Annotated in this window: 21 protein-coding genes and 1 tRNA gene; 11 read left to right on the forward strand and 11 right to left on the reverse strand. The window is 45.1% G+C overall.

The genetic code is table 11. From position 1 onward, the window contains the following. The first annotated feature begins 283 nt into the window (after positions 1-283). The 4 genes from ASV53_RS12380 to ASV53_RS12395 all read left to right on the forward strand — a co-directional run bounded on the left by ASV53_RS12380 (position 284) and on the right by ASV53_RS12395 (position 5,090). The gene (locus ASV53_RS12380) at positions 284-1,480 is read left to right on the forward strand and encodes an acetate kinase (RefSeq protein ID WP_094957297.1); all 1,197 of its coding nucleotides are present in this window, start codon (positions 284-286) and stop codon (positions 1,478-1,480) included. Positions 1,481-1,681: 201 nt separating this feature from the next. After that, positions 1,682-3,820, forward strand: coding sequence for a phosphate acetyltransferase (pta, locus tag ASV53_RS12385; RefSeq protein WP_189337870.1), 2,139 nt, complete (start codon positions 1,682-1,684; stop codon positions 3,818-3,820). Between the two features lie 184 nt (positions 3,821-4,004). Continuing rightward, positions 4,005-4,766, forward strand: a complete 762-nt coding sequence (locus ASV53_RS12390; protein ID WP_094957299.1) for a sulfite exporter TauE/SafE family protein — start codon at positions 4,005-4,007, stop codon at positions 4,764-4,766. Positions 4,767-4,811: 45 nt separating this feature from the next. Further along, entirely contained in the window at positions 4,812-5,090 is a 279-nt protein-coding gene (locus tag ASV53_RS12395) for an Rdx family protein (protein ID WP_094957300.1), read from the forward strand. Between the two features lie 94 nt (positions 5,091-5,184). On the opposite strand, the gene ASV53_RS12400 is transcribed toward ASV53_RS12395, so the two are convergent. From ASV53_RS12400 to ASV53_RS12425, 6 genes are all read right to left on the reverse strand, one after another. Further along, complete coding sequence (locus tag ASV53_RS12400) at positions 5,185-5,907, reverse strand: SIMPL domain-containing protein (RefSeq protein ID WP_094957301.1); 723 nt, start codon at positions 5,905-5,907, stop codon at positions 5,185-5,187. Positions 5,908-6,165: 258 nt separating this feature from the next. After that, complete coding sequence (gene yfcE / locus ASV53_RS12405; protein ID WP_094957302.1) at positions 6,166-6,717, reverse strand: phosphodiesterase; 552 nt, start codon at positions 6,715-6,717, stop codon at positions 6,166-6,168. Positions 6,718-6,779: 62 nt separating this feature from the next. Further along, entirely contained in the window at positions 6,780-7,184 is a 405-nt protein-coding gene (locus tag ASV53_RS12410) for a CBS domain-containing protein (RefSeq protein ID WP_062688065.1), read from the reverse strand. Next, positions 7,181-7,531, reverse strand: coding sequence for a P-II family nitrogen regulator (locus ASV53_RS12415; protein WP_062688064.1), 351 nt, complete (start codon positions 7,529-7,531; stop codon positions 7,181-7,183). The genes ASV53_RS12410 and ASV53_RS12415 overlap by 4 nt, the downstream gene beginning before the upstream one ends. Then, the gene (locus tag ASV53_RS12420; protein WP_094957303.1) at positions 7,521-8,312 is read right to left on the reverse strand and encodes a DUF1538 domain-containing protein; all 792 of its coding nucleotides are present in this window, start codon (positions 8,310-8,312) and stop codon (positions 7,521-7,523) included. The genes ASV53_RS12415 and ASV53_RS12420 overlap by 11 nt, the downstream gene beginning before the upstream one ends. Positions 8,313-8,325: 13 nt before the next feature. Further along, a complete protein-coding gene (locus ASV53_RS12425) occupies positions 8,326-9,030 on the reverse strand; it encodes a DUF1538 family protein (RefSeq protein ID WP_390960786.1) in 705 nt (234 codons plus the stop codon). 415 nt (positions 9,031-9,445) lie between these two features. Between ASV53_RS12425 and ASV53_RS12430 the strand changes: the two genes are divergently transcribed. Next, positions 9,446-10,348: a TIGR01777 family oxidoreductase gene (locus ASV53_RS12430; protein WP_094957305.1), complete on the forward strand. Its 903-nt coding sequence runs from the start codon at positions 9,446-9,448 to the stop codon at positions 10,346-10,348. A gap of 22 nt (positions 10,349-10,370) precedes the next feature. Here the strand turns inward: ASV53_RS12430 and ASV53_RS12435 are convergent, their stop codons facing one another. Together ASV53_RS12435 and ASV53_RS12440 are read right to left on the reverse strand one after the other, a co-directional pair. Next, entirely contained in the window at positions 10,371-12,929 is a 2,559-nt protein-coding gene (locus ASV53_RS12435; RefSeq protein ID WP_094957306.1) for an ABC transporter permease, read from the reverse strand. Beyond that, positions 12,926-13,600, reverse strand: a complete 675-nt coding sequence (locus ASV53_RS12440) for an ABC transporter ATP-binding protein (RefSeq protein WP_062688061.1) — start codon at positions 13,598-13,600, stop codon at positions 12,926-12,928. Before ASV53_RS12440 ends, ASV53_RS12435 begins: the two co-directional genes overlap by 4 nt. Between ASV53_RS12440 and ASV53_RS12445 the strand changes: the two genes are divergently transcribed. The 3 genes from ASV53_RS12445 to ASV53_RS12455 all read left to right on the forward strand — a co-directional run bounded on the left by ASV53_RS12445 (position 13,599) and on the right by ASV53_RS12455 (position 16,455). Further along, a complete protein-coding gene (locus ASV53_RS12445) occupies positions 13,599-14,231 on the forward strand; it encodes an arylesterase (RefSeq protein ID WP_094957307.1) in 633 nt (210 codons plus the stop codon). The two genes, ASV53_RS12440 and ASV53_RS12445, sit on opposite strands and share 2 nt — an antisense overlap. A 70-nt stretch (positions 14,232-14,301) precedes the next feature. Beyond that, entirely contained in the window at positions 14,302-15,129 is an 828-nt protein-coding gene (locus ASV53_RS12450; protein WP_094957308.1) for an SDR family oxidoreductase, read from the forward strand. Positions 15,130-15,600: 471 nt separating this feature from the next. Beyond that, a complete protein-coding gene (locus ASV53_RS12455) occupies positions 15,601-16,455 on the forward strand; it encodes a co-chaperone YbbN (protein WP_094957309.1) in 855 nt (284 codons plus the stop codon). A gap of 171 nt (positions 16,456-16,626) precedes the next feature. Here the strand turns inward: ASV53_RS12455 and cueR are convergent, their stop codons facing one another. After that, entirely contained in the window at positions 16,627-17,058 is a 432-nt protein-coding gene (cueR, locus tag ASV53_RS12460; RefSeq protein ID WP_094957310.1) for a Cu(I)-responsive transcriptional regulator, read from the reverse strand. A gap of 209 nt (positions 17,059-17,267) precedes the next feature. On the opposite strand from cueR, the gene ASV53_RS12465 reads away from it, so the two are divergent. The 3 genes from ASV53_RS12465 (at position 17,268) to ASV53_RS12475 (ending at position 21,892) form a co-directional block, all read left to right on the forward strand. Beyond that, positions 17,268-20,237: a heavy metal translocating P-type ATPase gene (locus tag ASV53_RS12465; protein WP_094957311.1), complete on the forward strand. Its 2,970-nt coding sequence runs from the start codon at positions 17,268-17,270 to the stop codon at positions 20,235-20,237. A 220-nt stretch (positions 20,238-20,457) separates the two neighbouring features. After that, positions 20,458-21,324, forward strand: coding sequence for a TraB/GumN family protein (locus tag ASV53_RS12470; RefSeq protein ID WP_094957312.1), 867 nt, complete (start codon positions 20,458-20,460; stop codon positions 21,322-21,324). Positions 21,325-21,379: 55 nt separating this feature from the next. Then, positions 21,380-21,892, forward strand: a complete 513-nt coding sequence (locus ASV53_RS12475) for a lipocalin family protein (protein WP_094957313.1) — start codon at positions 21,380-21,382, stop codon at positions 21,890-21,892. A 150-nt stretch (positions 21,893-22,042) separates the two neighbouring features. Here the strand turns inward: ASV53_RS12475 and ASV53_RS12480 are convergent, their stop codons facing one another. After that, positions 22,043-22,645 carry a DUF1471 domain-containing protein gene (locus tag ASV53_RS12480; protein ID WP_094957314.1) on the reverse strand — a complete coding sequence of 201 codons (603 nt, stop codon included), beginning with the start codon at positions 22,643-22,645 and terminating at the stop codon, positions 22,043-22,045. A gap of 249 nt (positions 22,646-22,894) precedes the next feature. Further along, positions 22,895-22,971: transfer RNA gene (locus tag ASV53_RS12485), tRNA-Pro, on the reverse strand. Positions 22,972-23,105 lie beyond the last annotated feature (134 nt).

The raw sequence follows: 23,105 nt of genomic DNA on the forward strand, positions 1-23,105 counted from the left end.
TTGATTCAAATTAAACTTTTCTAAAAATCTTTTTGTTATATTGCGTAACAATCGCTATCCTACAGCACGCCTCAATTAATTGTTGCTCGTAATTTCTATTATGGCAACTCTAAGGCAACCATCAAGGATGACCCAGGATTGTGGGTTTCTCAATTCTCAGTTCTACGGATAGACACGAATTTGACCCAGATTAGATCGGCTGTATAAAAAGTCGTCTATTCTATGGGTACTTTTTTATTCGAATGAATATCAACTTTCAGACAGATTATAGGTAGTCACTCTCATGTCTAAGCTGGTTCTAGTACTTAACTGCGGTAGCTCTTCTCTAAAGTTCGCAATCGTTGATCCTGTATCAGGTGATGAACACCTAACAGGTCTTGCAGAATGTCTGCACCTTCCAGAAGCTCGCATCAAGTGGAAACTTGATGGTAAGCACGAAGCACAGCTTGGTAACGGTGCTGCACACGAAGAAGCTTTAGCATTCATGGTAGATACTATCATTGCTTCTAAGCCTGAACTTGCTGACAGCCTAGCAGCTATCGGTCACCGTGTAGTTCACGGTGGTGAGCAATTCACTGCTTCTGCTCTTATCACTGATGAAGTTCTTCAAGGTATCGAAGACGCTGCGACTTTCGCACCGCTTCACAACCCAGCTCACATCATTGGTATTAAAGCTGCTCAGAGCGCATTCCCTGCACTACAAAACGTAGCTGTATTCGATACTGCGTTCCACACAACTATGCCAGAAGAAGCGTACCTATACGCTCTTCCGTACAACCTATACACAGACCACGGTATCCGTCGCTACGGCGCACACGGTACTTCTCACCTGTTCATCACGCGTGTAACAGCTGAGCTACTAGGTAAGAAAGAAGATGAACTAAACATCATCAACTGTCACCTAGGTAACGGTGCATCTGTATGTGCAATCAAGAACGGTAAATCTGTAGATACTTCTATGGGTCTTACTCCTCTTGAAGGTCTTGTTATGGGTACACGTTGTGGTGACCTAGACCCTGCTGTTATGTTCCACCTACACGACAAGCTAGGCATGAGCGTTGCTGAAATCAACACTATGTTTACTAAAGAGTCTGGCCTACAAGGTCTAACTCAAGTGACTTCTGACTGTCGTTTCGTTGAAGACAACTACGGCGAGAAAGAAGAAGCAACGCGTGCAATGGACGTATTCTGTCACCGTCTAGCTAAGTACGTTGCTGGCTACACTGCAACACTAGAAGGTCGTCTAGACGCAATTACTTTCACTGGTGGTATCGGTGAAAACTCTGCACCTATCCGTGAGATGGTTCTTAACCGTCTAGCTATCCTAGGTGTTGAAGTAGATAGCGAAGCTAACCTTAAAGCACGTTTCGGTAAAGAAGGTACTATTACTTCTGCAAACAGCCGTATTCCTGCAATGGTTGTTTCGACTAACGAAGAACTAGTAATCGCAGAAGATACAGCTCGTCTGACTGAAATCTAATCTGAGATTATCAGGTTGTTGATTAAAACAGCCTCTAACGGCTGGCTTAGGCCGGCCGTTTTTCATGGTTAATCCCATGAACTTTTATTTTTATTGTGGTGTTGTTCCATAGTTGTTTCTAACCACTAGTGGCCTAAAACGATTACGGAACAGCGCTGTATTGTTCAATAGTTTGAGGAATTCATAGTGTCCCGTACTATTATGCTTATCCCAGTTGGCGCTGGTGTTGGCTTAACAAGCGTTAGTCTTGGTGTTGTTCGTGCAATGGAGCGCAAAGGCGTTCGTGTTTCTTTCTTTAAGCCTATCGCTCAACCGCGTCACGGTGGCGATCAGCCAGATCTAACAACAACGATCATTCGCGCAAACAGCGACATGAACGTTGCAGATCCTGTATCAATGGCTCGTGCTGAAGAACTTCTTCGTAACGACCAAAGCGATGTACTACTTGAAGACATCGTTGCACGTTTCAAAGCAGCAACAGCTAACGCTGAAGTAGCATTAATCGAAGGTCTAGTACCAACTCGCAAGCACCCATTTGCGAACCAGATTAACTATGAAATCGCTAAAACGCTTGATGCTGAAATCGTATTCGTTGTGACTCCGGGTACAGACAACCCATCACAACTTAAAGAGCGTATCGAAGTAGCATGTTCTAACTTCGGCGGCACGAAAAACAAGCAAATCTCTGGCGTTATCGTTAACAAACTAAACGCACCTGTAGATGCTGACGGCCGTACTCGTCCTGACCTATCTGAAATCTTTGACGATGCTGAGGGTACTGTTCCTTCAAACGTTGAAGTTATGCAAGTGTTCAACTCTAGCCCTATCCGTGTACTTGGTTGTGCACCTTGGAGCCCAGAGCTAATCGCAACACGTGCAACAGACATGGCGAAGCACCTAAACGCTGAAATCATCAACGAAGGTGATATCGCGACTCGTCGTATTAAGAGCATCACTTTCTGTGCACGTTCTATCCCTCACATGGTTGAACACTTCCGTCCAGGTTCACTGCTAGTAACTTCTGCAGACCGTCCTGACGTTATCGTTGCTGCATGTCTTGCTGCAATGAACGGTGTTGAAATCGGTGCTCTACTTCTTACTGGCGGCTACGAGCTACCTAAAGCAGTGACTGATCTTTGTGAGCGCGCATTCGAAACTGGTCTTCCAGTTATGACTGCTCAAGGTAACACTTGGCAGACATCGCTAAACCTTCAAAGCTTCAGCCTAGAAGTACCAGCGGACGATAAAGAGCGTGTTGAATTCGTTAACGAATACATGGCTAGCCACATTGATGGTCAGTGGATTGAATCGCTAACTGAAGGTTCAACTAAAGAGCGTCGCCTAAGCCCACCAGCATTCCGTTACGAACTAACTGAACTTGCTCGTAAAGCGGCTAAGCGTGTTGTTCTTCCTGAAGGTGATGAGCCACGTACAGTTAAAGCTGCGGCTATCTGTGCTGAGCGCGGTATTGCTGAATGTGTGCTTCTTGGTAACCCAGAAGAAATCAAGCGTGTTGCTGAGCAACAAGGCGTTGTACTTGGTTCTGGCGTAACTATCATCGATTCTGAAGCAGTACGCGAAAACTACGTTGCTCGTCTTGTTGAGCTACGTGGCGCGAAAGGCATGACTGATGTTGTTGCACGTGAAAAACTGCAAGATTCAGTTTTCCTTGGCACAATGATGTTAGAAAATGGTGAAGTTGACGGCCTAGTTTCTGGTGCTGTTCACACTACGGCGAACACTATCGTTCCTCCGTTCCAAATCATCAAAACTGCACCTGATGCATCTATCGTATCTTCAGTATTCTTCATGCTTCTGCCTGATCAAGTACTGGTATACGGTGACTGTGCAATCAACCCAGATCCAAACGCTGAGCAACTTGCTGAAATCGCAATTCAATCTGCAGATTCAGCGAAAGCATTCGGTATCGAACCACGCGTTGCTATGATCTCATACTCTACTGGTACTTCTGGTAAAGGTGCAGACGTAGATAAAGTACGTGAAGCAACTCGCATTGCTCAAGAGAAACGTCCTGATCTAATCATCGATGGTCCTCTACAGTACGATGCTGCAATCATGGAAAACGTTGCTGCTTCTAAAGCGCCTAACTCGCCAGTAGCGGGTAAAGCGACTGTATTCGTATTCCCAGACCTAAACACTGGTAACACGACTTACAAAGCAGTACAACGTTCAGCAGACCTAGTATCTATCGGTCCAATGCTGCAAGGCATGCGTAAGCCTGTAAATGACCTTTCTCGTGGCGCACTAGTAGACGATATCGTATACACAGTTGCACTAACTGCGATTCAGGCTAAACAAGCTGAAGAAGCTGGCGCTTAATCGTTTTTAACGACTAACTGCCACTTGAACGCCTCCATCTCTGATGGGGGCGTTTTTTTATGCCCCTCTTTTATCATGCCCAATATTAGTTTTTAGTATCAGTATCCATAACCATTCCAATCTTGCACATCAGTCCGTATGCTAGTTAACACGCTATTACGCTTACGGATAAACTTGTACTTTCATGGATGTCATCAACACCCTTGGCCTGTTTATCGGCTCACTGATTTCAAATACCCTTGCCTCCCTCTCAGGTGGTGGTGCAGGTCTGATCCAATTTCCACTACTGATCTTTCTTGGTCTCCCTTTTAGTATTGCCCTTGCCACTCACAAAGTCGCCAGTGTCGCCCTTGGTGTCGGTGCCGCCATCAAACATATTCGATCAGGCTCGTTAAACTGGGCTTTAACCGCTTATGTAGTGGCAGCTGGATCGCTTGGGGTCATCCTAGGGGCTAATGTAATCCTTTTTGTACCAGGGCGAATTGCTGAAGCCTTACTTGGCAGCTTAATTTTAGGGCTAGGTATCTATTCACTGTTTCAAAAAGAGCTCGGTCAAACTGAACAACTTCAGCACCGTAATAGAATCGGCATGATCATAGGTGGGCTAGGTTTGGCCTTGATCGGGATCCTTAATGGCTCACTCACTGCAGGGACAGGTTTGTTTGTCACGCTATTTTTGGTGCGATGGTTCGGCTTTGATTACAAAAAAGCAGTGGCTCTGACACTCGTTAGCGTCGGGTTATTTTGGAACGGTATTGGTGCTGTCACCATGTATGTTGCAGGCGCGAAAATATTTTGGCCTTGGATCCCTGTGCTATTACTTGGCTCACTGCTAGGTGGCTACCTTGGCGCCCACCTTGCGACACAAAAAAGTAACCGCTTGATCAAGCGGTGCTTTGAACTACTGACTTTTGTTATTGGCTTCAAATTACTACTTGGTTTTTAGTCATTAGCTTTAGCGTATGAATTAAACGTATTGGAAGATCACGATATGGAAAAAGCAAAAATTGATATTTACTACTGCCGTCAATGTAACTGGATGCTGCGCTCAACTTGGCTCACCCAAGAGTTACTGCATACGTTTAGCGAAGAGATAGAAACCGTCAGCCTCCACCCAGATACAGGTGGTCACTTTCGTATCTTATGTAATGGTGAGCAAATATGGGAACGTAAAGCCGACGGTGGCTTTCCTGAAGCGAAGATATTGAAGCAGCGAGTACGCGATATTATCGATCCCAAACGCGATTTGGGACACTCGGATAGCAAGTAGTAGTAATAGCTAGTAACAATAGAAGAATAAAGCAACGGGCGGTGAACACATTTCACCGCCAACTGTCCGTACTACTCAATTAAGTAAAATCACGCTATTCCGTTAAGTAAAATTCAATACTGGTGACCACTCGAATGTCTTTTTCGATTTTATACAAGTCACCGTATTCCTGCCCAGCATCGGTGATCGAAAAATTCCCCTGACGAGCAGTACGAATGCTGCCCACTTTAACACCGGCATTTTCAGCAAATTCATTAGCAGCGATACGCGCATTTTTAGTGGCAGTTTTCAGCATTTCAGGCTTTATTTGGTTCAGCTTGGTAAACCGATATGTCGGAGCATGATTCGAAATATTGTAGCCCTTAGCAATCAACTTATTGACCGCAGCACGCACCTTGGCTATTTCATGGATCTTGGTCGTTTCTAAGCTAATGGTACCCGTTAGATCATGATCTTGTTCGACAACCACTTGGTTTTCATCACGGTATTCATAGGTACTGTAATCAATCAGACCAACAGTAATTTCTTCATCAGTAAAACCATTAGCTTTCAGTATATCGACGATTTCTTGCTGCTGCTTTTCGGCGAGTTGATACAGTGAAGGGATCTCTGCTTTACTCTTCACTTGGTTAGAAAAACTTAGCGACCAGTTTGCGACGTCCGCCTCAACACGCTGTTCAGCTAGACCTTTCACTTCAGCCGTATTCATTGCTACTTTGGCGTTATACATCGTCTGGCCTATGAAATAGCCACTCGCGCCTAATCCCGACGCAATCAACAAACCACCAAGCGCTATCCCTAATAAATTCTTGTTCATATTCTGCCTATTCATACGTTGCCGCGCACATTAATGTTACGCTAATGTCACTAAGCATTGCACCTTTATGCTTATTGTTCTAGCGCTGCATGTTAGGTTTCTGTCAAAGCCTACGAACCTCATCCCAAAACACGTAAAAGCCGAGTATTACTGACAGATCCCATTATCATTCAATACCATCAGGGGGGATTGCAGCCACAAAAAAACGCACCGAGGTGCGCTTACTGTTATCATTTTTATTCGCGACTCTCCGCGACGTTAATCACTCAACGCTACTGAACACAAGGTCTCGCCAATAAAACTCATTACCGACAATGTCTTGTCTTCTAACAGACCATAACTCGCTTGATGCTCACCTCGCGGAATCGTTGTCGAGCCCGGATTAAACGCAAAATAGTCACCGTGTGCTTGCGCTACAGGTAAATGCGTATGACCCGAAACAATCACATCACCTTGGCGTAATCGAGGGTGTTTGTCCGCATGGTAAAGGTGACCATGAGTTAGGAATAAGCGGCGCCCCGTTGGCAGCAATACCCAGTTGTAATCCGCCATCATAGGGAAGTCGAGTAGCATTTGATCAACATCACTGTCGCAATTGCCACGTACCGCCAAAATACGATCAGCATATTGGTTCAGCTGCTCTGCGACTTCTATCGGTGCATAGCCCGCTGGCAAGGCATTGCGAGGGCCATGATTTAAAACATCACCCAATAAGACTAAGTGCTCAGCACCACTTTGTTCAAACGCAGCCAACATGGTACGGGTGCTCTCAGCACAGCCGTGTAAATCTGAAGCAAAAAACAATTTCATAAGTCGTATAAATACAATCAATACCGAATGCAAAGTATGTTACGCCCTTCACACTATGATTGCTATTCGTCCCGCAGCATGCCATTCAGTACGATGTTGTTATAACTGACCATCCCCAAAACTTTACCATCTTCGATCACTGGTGCACGACTCACCCCAAAGCGTTCAAATAACCGCGCACAATAGCGAACATCCATCGAACCACTGACAGATAACGCAGGCTTAGTCATGATTTCATACACATTAGTCCGTTTGGGTGAACGGTCTTTCGCTAACACATTTTTGGCGATATCGTTCATTAAGACGATGCCAAATTCATCATCAGCATCCCGCTTATTCACTATCAATGCTTTCACTTGTTGGTGTTTAGCAATGCCAATAGCCTCTGCCACTGTCGTCACACCTTCAACCATGGCATAAGTGTTCATCATGACATCACGTACTCTAACGATCGCTGCATCACTCATAATTTATCCTCCACAACTTTAGTGAGTTGCTCGACTTGATGAGCAACGCCAACGGCATCTTCTACATCAATTTGAACCGCAATCCCCTGCCCCGATGCCGAATCAAACTCGCCGACTTGCTCGATAGTTTCGAGGATATGGCGCGCAAGGTGTTCTTCCACTAAAAATAAAATAACATCGCGCTGAACTTCTAACGACAAGCCAAAGAAAGTGGTTTTTTTGTGAAGCCCCTCTCCGCGGGCGTTATTAATTACCGTAGCACCCGTTGCACCAGCAGCACGCGCGGCATCAAGCACTGCATCAGTTTTATCATCTTCAACAAACGCGACTATCAATTTAAAGCGCATTTTCCGATCTCCTTTCTCGCCATACCGATAACTGGGCATAGCCCATCACTGTCATCATCGGAAACAAACTCGCAAACGCAATCAGACCAAAACCATCTAACATCGGATTTCGTCCTGGGACAGTAGAGGCAAGCCCTAGTCCCAATGCTGTCACAATAGGTACGGTCACTGTTGAAGTGGTCACTCCACCAGAATCATACGCCAGTGGCACTATCATTTTGGGTGCAAAAAAGGTCTGAATGACAACAATGATATAACCAACCAAAATGTAATAATGCAGCGGGTCACCTACGACAATACGGTAACTCCCCAGTGCAATCCCCATGGAAACACCAAGCGCAACCGCAATACGCAGTCCATTAACTTTAATGGTTCCACCCGATACTTGGTTAGCTTTAATGGCCACCGCAATCAATGACGGCTCGGCAATCGTGGTACTAAAACCAATGGCAGCAGCAAATAGGTAAATCCAATAATACTCAGACCAATCAATGTGTAATGGGATCACTTCATCACTATCAAACAAAAAAGCAGGCGCCGTGAGTTGCTGAGCCATCGACTCCCCTAGAGGAAATAGTGCTAACTCTAGCCCCATAAGGAAAAATGATAAGCCAAAAATAACCAGCACAAAACCAGTGACAACTTTGCGCCAATTTTTGACTGGGCGGCGCAATACCGCAAACTGGAAACCAAACATAATGATCACGATCGGCATGACGTCACGGACAGTGCCTATGAAGGTCGATAGAAAGTGTTGGGCGGTGGTAGCAAGTAGGCTCATATCAACACTCCCTTCAAGCTAACCATAAGCCATACGCCATCACAAAAATCATGGGCGTTAAGGAAGCAAAAGCAATCAAACCAAAGCCGTCAACCATAGGGTTTCGGCCTTTAATGGATGAAGCCAAGCCGACTCCGAGGGCGGTGACTAAGGGAACGGTAATGGTGGATGTCGTTACACCACCCGAGTCATAAGCAATACCGATAATGCTTGGGGGTGCAAACCATGTCATCACCATGACTAACGAGTAACCGCCGATGATCATTCTTTGAATTGACCAACCTTTTAAAATCCGCAATACCCCTAATACAATTGCGACTCCAACCGATAAGGCAACGGTTAACCGTAATCCTGAAGCATAGTCCTGCATCGCACTCTCATTACTCGCAATCATGCCCCCTTCAGCAGCTACGTACGCCGCTTCAGATGCCACAGCAGTTAACGCAGGTTCCGCTATGGTGGTACCAAAACCCAGACAAAATGCAAAAAATAATAACCACGCAGCACTCCCTTTGCGGGCAAATGCTTGCGCCATCGATTCACCGATGGGAAACAATCCCATGTTTAAACCGATCACAAATAACGTTAGGCCAAGTACCACCAGCAGTAAGCCAAAGCTGATAGTGCCAAGCTGAGGAAGAGGTTGCTGTAAGACAATAAGCTGGAAAAATCCTATCACCACAATAATGGGTAATAAATCGCGCAGACTAGAAAGCATGGACTGTAAAAATGCCGTGAATCCTTTCACTCATCACTCCTTTATTATGCCTTCATACTGTAGTGATAGTGCTAATTTACACTAGGTTACAATTTGAAATGTAGACAGCGCGAAGTAGCACACAAATATGATTATTGTTAAATTTATCCCTTGTTATTAATATGGTTTTTAGCCATTCTAAAATGGTCTCGTATCCAAAAGTTTCCCCTCAATTATTTTCCTTTCAAATTCGATTTTTACATCTCCGTTATACTTAGCTTGCTGATAATCACTTCGCACCAAAATCATAACGTAATACATCCAGATACAAACTGGTGATCTATCAAAGCATTATCGGGGTATCATCTAGTATCAGCCCGTAAAGGCTGTTACAAACGAATACCCACACGGCATTTGAAGGAAGGGAGAGGTTACAATGAACATACTAATAACAGGCGGGACAGGGTTTATCGGCAAAGCGCTTCTTCCTCACTTCAACCATGATCAGGTGACCGTCCTAACCCGAGATACCACCCGCGCTTATCAACGTTTAGGTCATCATATAAAAGTTATTAACCAGCTCATTGAATTAGACAACCTCGATAGTTTTGATGCCGTTATTAATCTGGCGGGAGAACCTATCGTGAATAAACGCTGGAGCGAAAAACAGAAACAAAAGATTTGCGATAGCCGCTGGCACATCACCCAAGAACTGGTGAACAAATTAAAGGCAGGACACAACCCACCCCACATTTTCATTAGTGGTTCAGCTGTTGGTATCTATGGCGACCAAAAAGAAGATATGTTTGATGAGAATCTGCAAGTAAACAAAGATGATTTTGCCCATCATGTCTGCCAGAAATGGGAGGATATCGCATTGCAAGCGCAGTCAGATCAAACCCGCGTCTGTTTACTTCGCACTGGCATTGTGCTCGCAAGGCATGGCGGTGCGTTAGCCAAAATGCTACCCGCTTATCAACTTGGTTTAGGTGGCCCTATTGGTGGTGGCGGTCAGTATTTTCCTTGGATCCATTTGCAAGACATGGTGAAAGGTATTCTATTTTTATTGAAGCACCCGACAGCAAAGGGGCCATTTAACTTTACCGCGCCAGCACCTGTCACCAACAAGCAATTTAGCCAGACATTAGCTAAAGTATTGCACCGCCCCCATGTTCTAAGCACCCCAGAGTGGCTGATTAAAATGGGACTTGGGGAATCTGCTTGCCTGTTACTCGACAGTCAACGCGCACTCCCTGCTCGACTTGAAGCTGAAGGGTTTAAATTTTGCTTTCCAGAACTGGAACACGCCTTAAAAGAAACCCTTCATACAGTGAAATAGCCGCTCACAATGTGGCTAACACCTAATTTTTTAGCGGCTGGAGCAATTTAGGCAGCATACTTTGCGCTAATGCCAATACCAGCCCTACAGCGATCAGAGGTAAACCTAACCAAAGCAACGGGTGCCATTGCGGTGTGAGCTCAAACCCAAAGTGCACTAAGGCAGCCACCATACTCTCAGCCCCCAAGGTTGCCATCACACCGGCAATCAGTGCCATCATGCCGTATTCAGACCATACCGTTGCACTGATCCGTTGACGGCTCGCCCCTAAAGTACGATAGAGCTTCATCTCTTGCTGACGCTGCGACAAACCAAGGCGTAATAACGTCAGTACCAGTAATAACCCACTCACCACCCCCAGCGCAGCCAGTACAGATAGCGACAGTGACACTTGCTGTAACATTAACTGGATACGTGATGCCATGGTCCGTAAGTCCATCAGACTTACCGTTGGGTAGTCACGACCCAGTTGATTGAGCAAAGGACTCTGATCTGAGCCAATCCGAAAGCTGACTAAGAAGGTCGCAGGGAGCTCTGCCACCACATCTGGCGAGAAGATAAAATAAAAATTAGGTCGCATATTACGCCACTCAACATGACGGATACTGCCAACGACCGCTGAAAATGGCTGGCTGTTAACGGTAAATGCCAGCTCATCGCCGACTTGAATGCTCAAGCGTTCTGCAATGCCTTGTTCAACCGATACCGTCCCTTCACCGCCCCATGCTCCCGCTATAATTTGATTATGTACGGGTGGCGATTCGCGCCATGTGAAATTTAACTCACGGCGTAATGCTTCATCCGGCTGGGCTTGATCACCGCTCGCTTGCGCATTTTTATTATCTTGCGGAATCTGAGTACCCTTAAGAAATTGCTCGCCATTGGCGGCAACAAGACGCCCGCGAATAACAGGGTACATCGAGGAATGTTCAATATTTTGTGCATCTAACGCGGCTAAATAAGGCTGAGTTTCCGCTTCACTAATATTGAGAGCAAACACATTCGGTGCATCAGGTGGCAAGGTTTGCTGCCAATCCGCGAGCAAATCTGTTCGTAGCAGCCATATCACCGCCAGTAACATCAGCGACGCTGTTAATGCTGCTAACTGTGCTCCTGTCGCTAAAGGACTTCGACCAATACGGCTCAGTGCCAACTGCATCGCTGGCCCCCAACGTTTTTTCCGTAATAACGCCACGACAGCAACACCGATTGCTGCAAGTAAGATCAGCATAACGGCTAGCCCTAATAGGGTTAACCACATCAAGGTGTTATCGCCAAACCAAATCAATAAAGCACCAAGGGGCAATAACACCAATCCAAAGCGCCAGGGTGATAGTTGGCTTGTATTCGATAGCCCTGTATTCAATAGGCTTGTATTCAATAACCCTGAACCGGATTGCGCAGAGCCTTCAGGCTGCATAACAGCAATGGCAGGGGTATTCACAAGTTTAATTAATGAAATCCCCATCCCTGGTATCGCAACCAACAAGGCCACCAACACGCTGGTGAGTAAGGGAGTCAACCCCATTGGCGGTAGCGGATCGGGTAAAATATCCCCTAATGGCAACCGTAATAAAGTCTCCAGTAAAGCCCCTAAACCGACACCCAGCACAGCCGCAAAAGCAAATAGCATCAATAGCTGACCAGCCAACCAACGCCATAACCATGCCTTACGTGCACCAAGGCTTTTCATCATAGCAACCGTTTCTCGACGGCTAGCGGTGTAGTGCTGACAGGTAAGAACCAAGGTGGCACTGGCCATGATAATGACCAAAATGAGGGTCAAGGATAAATATTGACGAGCTCGATCAATCAAATCACCCGTTCGCCCTTGGGTTGATTCACTGATCCATCGCTGACCCGCTTGCAGTTCAATACTCTGTCTAAACGGAGAAAGAACAGCATCAGCTCCGACAAAATACGCCCGATATTGTACTCGACCACCAAGCTGTACCGCCCCCGTCCGTCCAATATCATCATGGTGAATAAGCACGGCTGGCATCTGACTGAATGGGTTAAACGATAATTCAGGGTCTTGTGAGATTAAGCCTGAAACGGTGAACTGCGCATCACCTATCATGACTTCATCACCCTCTTTCACCGCGAGTAATGAAAATAACCGTTCAGCTAACCAAAGTTCGCCCGGCTGCACATGCTGTGACTGAACACTTGCCACCTCGCCAGACGACAAGGCTAAATTGCCACGTAACGGAAAATCATTGGCTACCGCTTTTACGCTGACTAGCTGCATATTTTCATCGCTAAATGCCATCGTACCGAATCGAGTTTGCTTAGATACGGTTAAACCGCGCTGCGATGCGGAGGCCAGAGTGTCATCATCAATCGGGTTACCCGACACCAAAACCAAATCTGCTGCTAACACGGATCGCCCCTGATCCGTCATGATCTTCTCGACCCGCACAACAAGAGCCGACAGCGCAAACACGCACGCAATAATGAGCGTTAATGCCACCGCGACAGGCCATAACTGCCCTTGCCATAACTCTCGCCAGCTCCAACGAGATAATAAATGCGGCGTATGCTGCCGTGTTGTTACCGATGTTTCACTAAGCTCACTCATGCTGCTGCCACCATACCGCCTTCAATACGGACTACGCGATCACAACGCTGCGCTAATTGCGGATCATGAGTAACCAAGACTAACGTGGTGCCATGATCGCGATTTAACGCAAAAAGAATTTCAATAATGGTACTGGCGGTATGCTGATCGAGGTTACCCGTTGGCTCATCGGCAAACAGGATTTTTGGCTTGGTAATAAATGCACGCGCCAAGGCGACACGTTGTTGCTCTCCACCTGATAGCTGGGTCGGTAAATGCGTTTCACGCCCTTGTAAGCCCACTTGGGCAAGCAGCTCCATTGCACGGGTGGCATCGCCCTCTTCACCACGGATAATCGCAGGTAAGAGCACATTCTCAAGTGCCGTTAACGAAGGGATTAATAAGAAACTTTGAAAAACAAAACCAATCGATTCACTGCGAAGAGCCGCGCGTGCTTCATCATCTAACGTCGTTAATGATTGCCCCAACAATTCAATATCACCAGATGTGGGAATATCCAACCCAGCCAGTAAGGTCATTAAGGTTGATTTACCAGCACCAGAGACGCCAACCAATGCAATGCTTTCACCCTGCTCGACCTCAAGCGAAACATCCTGCAGAATAGTAATAGACGATGTTGTCGTAGCCACGTGCTTAGATACGGACACAGCTTTAATCACGGATGTAGACATGAAACGATTCCTTTCAGTTTTAATTTTTATTTTTACGCTGCCCTTAGTATCGATAACTGGATACTGTGGCACCTTAATGGTGCTAGGAGATAGCCTAAGCGCGGGTTACAACATGCGTGCTGAACAAAGTTGGCCAATACTCCTTGAGCCCAAACTTCGCCAGCAAGGCCATGACTTAACTGTCATCAATGCCAGTATCTCTGGGGATACCACAGGCAATGGACTCGCAAGGCTGCCAACCCTATTAGACCGTCATCAACCAGATTACGTCATAATCGAGCTAGGTGCGAATGATGGTTTACGAGGGTTTCCTCCTAAAACGATTCGTAACAATTTAGCGATGATGATCGAAGACATTCAAGCCAGTGGCGCTCAGAGCTTGCTAATGCAAATTCAAGTTCCCCCTAATTATGGTAAACGATACAGCCAGCTGTTTAGCGCACTCTACCCAGCGTTAAGTCAGGAATATTCGTCGCCTTTGCTGCCCTTTTTTCTTGAAGAGGTGATTTTGAAGCAAGAGTGGATGATGGATGATGGCCTTCACCCGAAAGCGGAAGCACAGCCGTGGATCGCGGATTACATGGCGTCAGAGGTTATTAAAGTATTAGAAATCAATAATAGCGGCAATTAGGTAGAAAAAAGCAAACTCCCTTTATCTATTCGCCAATAGATTCATGATAAATAATAAAAGCAGGAAGCACATGACAAGCTCAATTTTAATCACTGGCTGCAGTACAGGTATTGGTCGCCACTGTGCCTTTGCCCTTCATAAAGCGGGTTATAACGTAGTAGCCAGTTGCCGAAAACAACATGATGTCGATGAATTGCAATCTCAAGGTTTGCAATGTGTTCAACTTGATTTAGCAGATACAGATTCGATTCATCAAGGCCTAAAACAAGCGCTTGCACTGACAGAAGGTAAATTAGATGTGTTGTTTAATAACGGCGCATATGGCCAAGCGGGCGCGTTAGAAGATCTTCCCACTCAAGCTTTACGTGAACAGTTTGAAACCAATGTATTTGGTTGGCATGAACTAACACAAGCCGTTATTCCCCTTATGCTCAAGCAAGGCAGTGGTAAAATTGTTCAAAACAGCTCAGTGCTGGGTTTAGTCGCAATGAAATATCGCGGGGCATACAATGCCAGTAAATTCGCCCTGGAAGGCTATACCGACACATTGCGTCTTGAATTAATGGATACACCAATCAAGGTCAGCTTGATTGAGCCCGGTCCCATCGAGAGTCACTTCCGTGAAAATGCGAAAAATGCATTCGAAAAACACATCAATATTGATGAGTCTCGCCATATTGATAATTACCATAAGACACTGGAACGATTGGGTAAATCTTCACCATCTAATAAATTTACACTGACATCAGAAGCCGTTTTACGCCCTTTATTACATATAATTGGCAGTGATAAGCCAAAGGCACGCTATTTTGTCACACAGCCAACATATCTCTTTGGTTTCTTACGCAGAGTGCTACCTTCTAGCATACTCGATAAAATACTAAGTAAAAGCGTCTAAGCTAGACACCGCATAGCCTAAAGCAAAGGCCATTCATAATACTTGTGATGGTCTTAATCTCGATTCTCTCATCATTAACACAGTCCAAAAATAACACTCTATTTAACCCATACGCTCATATGTGACCCTTTAAAGTCAGCTAAATAACTTTTCTAGTCCGATATAGCGCGATTTAATCAAAAAGTACCACTAACGTAATATTACTGTCATAGAGTGATTGTAAATTAGTCACTATCAGAGATAGCTACACCGCAACTATTAATTATAAAAAGAACATTATGAGGAACGCTCATGTCCTTACGACAGTTAAATATGCTTTGTGTTTGTGTGACACTTGCATTGCTTCTAACCTTTAACGGTTAAAAGGAGAGCCTCGCTCTCCTTTTTGCTTTTTAGCCCCCCAGCATCCCCTTGATATTAACGCCACGATCCCCATATAGTGAGTATCAAACAGTTTATGGAATGAATGGCATGTACCAAAACTCAGCTATCGAAATCAACGAACAAAATTTACAGCAAGTTATTGAGCAATCAATGCAGACTCCTGTTGCTATTAGCTTTTGGGCGCCATCAATGCCTGAAACTATTGAAGTTAACGCTTTACTCAATAGGCTGGCTGCTGAGTACCAAGGTTTACTCACCGTCGCAACATTGAACTGTGAAGCGCAACCAGCAGTCGCACAACAATTTGGCGTTCGTGGCCTTCCTACTGTTGCCCTATTCAAAAATGGTCAACCAGCTGACGGTTCTGCTGGCCCGCAAACAGAAGATAGTCTGCGTACCATGCTGGCAAAATATTTACCAAGCCAAGATGAAATTGCGCTAAAACAAGCATTGAATTTGGTTGATACCCAAGCCTTTAATCAAGCACTGCCGATACTACGAGAGCTTGCACCTAAATTCCCACAACAAGCTATTGTCACACTTGCGATTGCAGAATGTTTAGTTGAAACGATGCAATTTGATGAAGCAGAAACCTTACTTGCAACCATTACCATGCAAGATCAAGATGCTAAATATAAGGGCCTGATGGCAAAACTAGAACTTCATAAACAAGCAAGTGAGTCACCTGAAATTCGCTTACTCGAAGAAAAACTAGCTTCAGACCCTAGTGATAAACAAGTTGCCTACGAGCTTGCACTACAATACAGCCAAGTGAACCGCCAAGAAGAGTCATTAGAATTGTTGATTGGTTTACTGCGAAAAGACATGAACTTCGCAGATGGCAATGCGAAAAAAACGATGATGGACATCCTTGCCGCCCTTGGTCAAGGGAATGCGATTGCCGCACTGTACCGTCGCCAGCTTTACTCGCTACTGTACTAATGTCACTAACTGACCAAAGTTAGCCACGTACTAAGTGGTCACTCCTCTGTCAAAAAAGCCATATTCAATATGGCTTTTTTTGCATCTATTACTTTGATTTTAGACGTAAATTTATTTCACACCAGCCTAAAAAGCAATTGTCTGTTATTTAGATTGGTTTAAAGCCATAACTTACGACGCTTCTTTCGCATTGCAACATGACGATGATAAGAACGACGGATTTTGTAATCCTTCAATAATCGGACAAGTAGCACCTTCATTACCAGGGCATTGATTGGTTAATGTTTCTAAGGTGTGCTTCATTTGCTGTAATTCGGCAATTTTGTGATCAATTTCGATCAGCTTTTCTTGTGCTTTTTCTTTCACATCGGCACTTTTTCGCTCAGGATCACGAGATAATCCCAGCAAGGCTTTTGCTTCATCCAAGGTAAATCCAACCAAACGCGCACGTCGAATCAAATTGAGTTCGGCAATGTGGCTCTCGTTATAGCGGCGATAACCATTACTCGCCCGCTGCGGTGAACTAATAATGCCTTTATCTTCATAAAACCGAATCGTCTTGGTGCTCAAATCGGTTTTTTTAGCTATATCGCTAATGTTCATTTTTTTACCTTTTGTTTTACACGCCAATCACACGTAAACATCCATCACAGCCATGTTTATTAGCATTGCATAAATACTGTTGACCTTCCAGTTGATGGAAGGTTTATTCTATGCCTAACTCGTAAATAATCGACAGTGGGCTAGCACCTTCACTTACGTTATCGCTAACCATACTGCCGCCTTATACCTATTTGATTAAGGTTAAAACTATGGCTGAATTTCATCTACCTTTAAGCCAAGTTCGCTGCATGAACTGCGCTAATAAAATAAAGGCCGCACTAACTGCGCTACCCAATACCACCGCCGATGTTGATACAAAACAAGCAAGGGTGAGCACTGAAGAACCCTTACATACGGTCTTTACCGCTATCGAACATCTCGGCTATGGCGTCGGTCAGCAACATTCATTACCCCTAGCAGGTTTGTCATGCGGACGCTGTGTTGCCAAAGTGCAGCAAGTTTTCGATCAACACCCACTCGTCAGTAAAGCCACAGTCACTAAACACCAACTCGATATTTCAGGGCTTATTTCCACGCAAGAAATCAGCGAAATTGTCACAGTCTTAGGTTACCGTGTTGAACAACAGCCGACTATCACCTTGGCACTCAGTGGACTAAGCTGCGGAAAGTGTGTCGCAAAAGTAGAGAAAGTACTTAGCGAACAAGCGGATATCAGCCAGTTTAGTGTGACTAAAAATACCGCTGTCATTTCCAGTGCCCTTACAACAGCCACCCTCATTGAGCTCATTGAACAATTAGGCTTTCAAGCCAGCGTCACACCACCTGAGTTTCGCGATACCACGGCGAGCACGGATAATGAAACCTCGGCAGTGACTAAAAGTGCAGGTGTAGAAACAGACCAAGAACAACATCAAGCCAATACTAACAATGACATTGAAACAACAACTCAGGCTGAAGATCCAGCTAACCAACAAACGACGCAGTTTTTACTAACCGGCATGACATGCGCAAGCTGTGTTTCTTCAGTAGAGAAAGCAATTCTCGGTGTCGCAGGTGTACAAACCGCCAATATTAACTTGGCTGAACGCACAGCTTTGGTCAGTGGTACTGCCGTAAATATCGATATTATTACCGCCGTTATCGAAGCAGGTTACGGTGCAGAAGTCAGCGAAGATGAACACGCTCGTCGCCAACGCCAACAAGAACAACAAACCACCAGCTATAAAACCCACATTCGCAATGCAATAATCGCCCTCAGCATAGGTATTCCCTTGATGGCGTGGGGCGTATTTGGTGGCAGTATGATGATTGAATCAGAGGCAAGCCAAATAGGTTGGGGATTAATCGGCCTAATTACGCTAGGTCTCTTAGTCACGACGGGGCGTCATTTTTATGTGAATGCGTATAAAGCCTTCCTTCATCACCGCGCTAGCATGGATACCTTGGTTGCGTTAGGCACTGGGGCTGCGTGGCTCTACTCTACTCTGGTGGTCATTGCGCCTGATTGGTTCCCCCCACAAGCACGCCACGTGTATTACGAAGCGTCCGCGATGATCCTTGGTTTAATCACCCTTGGTCATGCACTCGAAGCGAAAGCGCGTACGCGTACTTCTCAAGCCATTGAACGATTGATCGATCTTCAGCCTCAAACCGCTATCATCGTTCACAATGGTGAAGAAATCGAGGTCGCGCTTGATCAGGTTCAAAAAGGCATGTTGGTACGTTTACGTCCCGGATCAAAAGTGCCCGTTGATGGCGTTGTAGAGCAAGGCGATACCTATATTGATGAATCCATGCTAACAGGTGAACCACTTGCGGTGAATAAACAGCAAGGTGACACCATCCATGCAGGCACCATCAATCAACATGGCAGCCTACTGTTCAAAGCGGAACAAATTGGTAACGACACTATGCTGGCGCGTATCATCCAACTGGTTCGCCAAGCGCAAAGCAGTAAACCGGCATTGGCCAAATTGGCCGATTCTATTTCAGCGATCTTTGTGCCCGCAGTAATGATCATTGCGACCATCACCGCGATGGCGTGGTACTACTTTGGTCCACAACCTTCCGCTGTGTATATGTTAGTCACAGCAACCACAGTGCTCATTATCGCCTGTCCATGTGCACTTGGCTTAGCCACTCCAATGTCGGTTACCGTGGGTATTGGCCGAGCAGCTGAATACGGTGTACTCATTCGAGATGCCGAAGCGATGCAAGTTGCCGCCAACATCGATACTGTCGTATTAGATAAAACGGGCACAATTACCGAAGGTAAACCTCGCGTTACTGAAACCATTAGCTATGGCAGTCACAACAAACAGACTCTATTAGCGTTAGCCGCGAGTTTAGAGCTGCATTCAGAGCACCCGCTTGCCAAAGCCTTTGTACAAGAAGCGCAGGCACAATCGCTCACCCTGAATGATAACGTTCAGTTTAAAGCAATACCGGGTTTAGGTGTTGTTGGCAGCCTTGGCACACCTGCAACGGATACTCACTATGAGCTACTGCTGGGCAATGCCTCCCTACTGGAGCAACATGGTATCTCGACGGAAATGGCACAAGCAGACAACCAGAAGCTAGCGCAAACAGGTGCCACGGTTGTTTTCTTTGCGGTAAACCACGCACTCGCAGGAGTGTTTGCAGTCAGTGATCCACTGCGCGCCGATTCTGCAGAGGCAATCAGTCGCTTAAAAGCGATGAAGCTCAATGTGGTGATGTTGACTGGCGATACAGAAGCCACCGCTCAAGCGATAGCGCAACAAGCAGGAATTGATCGCGTAATCGCAGGTGTATTACCTGATGGAAAAGCCCAATTAATTACCGACCTTCAACAACAAGGGCAACGAATTGCAATGGTAGGAGATGGTATTAATGATGCCCCAGCCCTCGCTCAAGCAGAAGTTGGTTTAGCCATGGGTGGCGGCAGTGATGTCGCAATTGAAAGCGCGCAATTTACCTTGATGCGTCACTCGCTTCACGGCGTTGCAGATGCATTACAGCTTTCTCAAGCCACACTGAACAATATGAAGCAGAATCTCTTTGGCGCATTTATTTATAACTCGCTAGGGATCCCTGTTGCAGCGGGTCTACTATTTCCGTTTACAGGTACTTTACTCAGCCCTGTCGTTGCAGGGGCAGCAATGGCCTTGTCTTCCATTACGGTCGTCAGTAACGCTAACCGACTACGCCTATTCACACCCAATAAAAAGGAGAGCTAAGATGGTACTCATTATCGGGGTTGCACTCATCGCATTTATTGTTTGGTGGTTTTGGTTATGCCAATAAGAGTGAGTCATTGTTCAGAAAATCACTAACAAAAAACACTCACACCAAGCAATAAATTACTGTGACGACATAACATTAACGCACTATAAGGATAAATTGTTCAACTTAAAGGGCTATGATATACCTAAGTTAAACAATGACCTTTGGTGCGTTATGCTGAAATCTTTCTTCACGAAACTGTTTATCGTTTTCCCTTTTTTAGCATCTTCTGCTTTTGCTGATCCTATGGTTTGGCATGCTACTGATGGCCATCGCCAATTTACGATCTTAGGCTCGATCCATGTGGGTACACAAGATATGTACCCCCTACCTGAAATTTTCCTTAATCACTGGCAAGCCGCTGATGGACTGATAGTCGAAGCCAATATTCTTGACACCAAGATGCCTTCATTCACCTTTAATCCACCATTAACCCACTCATTACTCAGCGAATCAGACACACTAAAGCTCAACAAAATAGCCAAACAATTGAAGCTAAAACCCAATGATCTGGCTTATGCTCCACCATGGTATAGCGTAATGAGTATTCAGCTCGCGCTTGCTTATAACCTCGGGCTTCAAGCCGATTTAGGCATTGATTATATTTTGCTAGAACGTGCCGCTAATCAATCGATGCCTATTCATCAACTCGAAAGTGTCGCTAAGCAGCTTGATATGATGAAAAAGCTACCTAAAAATGGATTAGATATGCTGCTTGAGACCATTAAGGATTGGGATGAAGTCGATGATCAACTCGACTGTCTCATTGCGGCTTGGCAAGATGGCGATAAAGAAAAACTCGAGAGTTTATTTGCTGCTAGCAGTTACTCAGATGAAACCGATTTTATGTTGATCGACCAGCGTAATATCAATTGGGTAGAACAACTGAACGATACCCAAAAATACCCAGCGGGAAATTACATGCTAGTAGTAGGTGCATTTCATTTAATCGGTCCACAAGGCTTACCTAGCCTTTTGAAAGAAGAAGGGTTTAGCGTTCAGTTACTCACTCAAGGTAGTCAATCACAGTGCGAATGGTAAATACTCTATCGCTTACCAGTCTTCAAATTTTACGCTCGATACCTGAGGATTAAACATGCAAATAAGAGCATTTTTATTGTCATTTATTTTACTGACAGGCTGCACATACATTCCTGATGATATAGAGCCGGTAAAAGCCTTCGACATTAATCGCTTTCTAGGCCAATGGTACGAAGTGGCAAGACTCGATCATTCATTTGAGTCTGGGCTATCCAATGTCACCGCGACTTATGAAATGCGTAAGGATCAAGGAATCAATGTTGTTAACCGTGGATTTTCTGCAGATAAAGAACAATGGAGTGAGGCAATAGGTAAAGCTTACTTCGTCGATAAAACCGATGTTGGTCATCTCAAAGTCTCTTTTTGGGGACCTTTCTATTCATCGTATGTCGTTTTCGAATTAGGGGATAATTACGATTACGCCTTTGTTTCAGGCTATAACAAAGATTATTTATGGCTGCTGTCACGCACACCGCAAGTGGATCCTAGCATCATGAAGAAGTTTCTCGCCGATGCTAAAAAGAAAGGATTTGATACATCGAAATTAATCATGGTTGAACACTCATAGTCATTGAGTGTTCACGCCATTCTACAAAGCTGCGATGCGCGAACAAGCTGCACTATTCACTGCGCCATCTACTACAGAAGTCCACATTCGCTTAAAAAAAGCCTCGTCTTTCGACGAGGCTTTTTTCATTATCATTTTTCCACGAAACACTTAGTAGTGTGCGCTTTGATGCTTACAACGGTAAATATCAGCGTATACCGACGTTGGTGCACCACCGGATGTCGACACTATTTTCTTAATCTGATAACGGTTACCCGACATCATATACGTATCGTTCGCAAGGTTAATATAAACGCCTTCCGGTGAAGTTTTATCAATAAACTGCGTACCCAAAACTTTACAGGTAGCGTTTTCAATTTCAGCAAAAGTGATCGCTTTAACCAAATGTGCCCCAGGCAATAGCTGGGCAACATCCGACGTTGTCAGTTCAGGCTTCTTCTCTTGAATTTTTTCACCACATTGATAGATAGCAGCAACCACACTTGTTGGACGATTTTTCCTAGTCGCAAGTACTTCTACGACACTGTAGTGATTACCACCACTCGCGTAAGCCACATTTTTCAGCTCTAAGTCGACATTATTAGGATGCGCATTTTGAATTGTATGCGTTTTAATTAAATCGCAATTTAAGAAACGAACAGAATGTTCTGAAATTTCAGAGACACTTTCAGCACCAGGATTGAGTTGGATTTTTTTAGTTACACAGCCAGTCAATGCGAAAAGAATACCAGCAAAAATGATTACATGTTTCATAACAGACACTTAAAAGAATACAGAGCTGAGATACTACCACCCATATGTGCGGAGTCTAATAAAAGCACTATTTAGTAAGCTCATTAACTATTAATCGAATAAAAAGCATTCGACTCATAAAGCCAGACAATAAGTTCTTAATTATCAGCGTACTAAAAAAGTGTCTAGTGGTGAGAGTTTAGGTGGTAAATGAAGAGGCAATTCGCTTAAACGAAAAAAGCCTCGTCTTTCGACGAGGCTTTCTAAAGGTGGTCGGTGAAGAGGGATTCGAACCCCCGACCCTCTGGTCCCAAACCAGATGCGCTACCAAGCTGCGCTATTCACCGAGCTGTATGTTTTAAATCCTACCAGATTTTTCTGCTCAACTTACATTCAACAGAAATAAGGTGGTCGGTGAAGAGGGATTCGAACCCCCGACCCTCTGGTCCCAAACCAGATGCGCTACCAAGCTGCGCTATTC

This window comes from Photobacterium sanguinicancri (assembly GCF_002265265.1).
Lineage (GTDB): Bacteria > Pseudomonadota > Gammaproteobacteria > Enterobacterales > Vibrionaceae > Photobacterium > Photobacterium sanguinicancri.

Bases quoted from the DNA above. Each gene is read 5' to 3' on its own strand.
- ASV53_RS12380 (WP_094957297.1), top strand. From the start codon at position 284: ATGTCTAAGCTGGTTCTAGTACTTAACTGCGGTAGCTCTTCTCTAAAG.
- pta (WP_189337870.1), top strand. From the start codon at position 1,682: ATGCTTATCCCAGTTGGCGCTGGTGTTGGCTTAACAAGCGTTAGTCTT.
- ASV53_RS12390 (WP_094957299.1), top strand. From the start codon at position 4,005: ATGGATGTCATCAACACCCTTGGCCTGTTTATCGGCTCACTGATTTCA.
- ASV53_RS12395 (WP_094957300.1), top strand. From the start codon at position 4,812: ATGGAAAAAGCAAAAATTGATATTTACTACTGCCGTCAATGTAACTGG.
- ASV53_RS12400 (WP_094957301.1), bottom strand. From the start codon at position 5,907: ATGAACAAGAATTTATTAGGGATAGCGCTTGGTGGTTTGTTGATTGCG.
- yfcE (WP_094957302.1), bottom strand. From the start codon at position 6,717: ATGAAATTGTTTTTTGCTTCAGATTTACACGGCTGTGCTGAGAGCACC.
- ASV53_RS12410 (WP_062688065.1), bottom strand. From the start codon at position 7,184: ATGAGTGATGCAGCGATCGTTAGAGTACGTGATGTCATGATGAACACT.
- ASV53_RS12415 (WP_062688064.1), bottom strand. From the start codon at position 7,531: ATGCGCTTTAAATTGATAGTCGCGTTTGTTGAAGATGATAAAACTGAT.
- ASV53_RS12420 (WP_094957303.1), bottom strand. From the start codon at position 8,312: ATGAGCCTACTTGCTACCACCGCCCAACACTTTCTATCGACCTTCATA.
- ASV53_RS12425 (WP_390960786.1), bottom strand. From the start codon at position 9,030: ATGCTTTCTAGTCTGCGCGATTTATTACCCATTATTGTGGTGATAGGA.
- ASV53_RS12430 (WP_094957305.1), top strand. From the start codon at position 9,446: ATGAACATACTAATAACAGGCGGGACAGGGTTTATCGGCAAAGCGCTT.
- ASV53_RS12435 (WP_094957306.1), bottom strand. From the start codon at position 12,929: ATGAGTGAGCTTAGTGAAACATCGGTAACAACACGGCAGCATACGCCG.
- ASV53_RS12445 (WP_094957307.1), top strand. From the start codon at position 13,599: ATGAAACGATTCCTTTCAGTTTTAATTTTTATTTTTACGCTGCCCTTA.
- ASV53_RS12440 (WP_062688061.1), bottom strand. From the start codon at position 13,600: ATGTCTACATCCGTGATTAAAGCTGTGTCCGTATCTAAGCACGTGGCT.
- ASV53_RS12450 (WP_094957308.1), top strand. From the start codon at position 14,302: ATGACAAGCTCAATTTTAATCACTGGCTGCAGTACAGGTATTGGTCGC.
- ASV53_RS12455 (WP_094957309.1), top strand. From the start codon at position 15,601: ATGTACCAAAACTCAGCTATCGAAATCAACGAACAAAATTTACAGCAA.
- cueR (WP_094957310.1), bottom strand. From the start codon at position 17,058: ATGAACATTAGCGATATAGCTAAAAAAACCGATTTGAGCACCAAGACG.
- ASV53_RS12465 (WP_094957311.1), top strand. From the start codon at position 17,268: ATGGCTGAATTTCATCTACCTTTAAGCCAAGTTCGCTGCATGAACTGC.
- ASV53_RS12470 (WP_094957312.1), top strand. From the start codon at position 20,458: ATGCTGAAATCTTTCTTCACGAAACTGTTTATCGTTTTCCCTTTTTTA.
- ASV53_RS12475 (WP_094957313.1), top strand. From the start codon at position 21,380: ATGCAAATAAGAGCATTTTTATTGTCATTTATTTTACTGACAGGCTGC.
- ASV53_RS12480 (WP_094957314.1), bottom strand. From the start codon at position 22,645: ATGAAACATGTAATCATTTTTGCTGGTATTCTTTTCGCATTGACTGGC.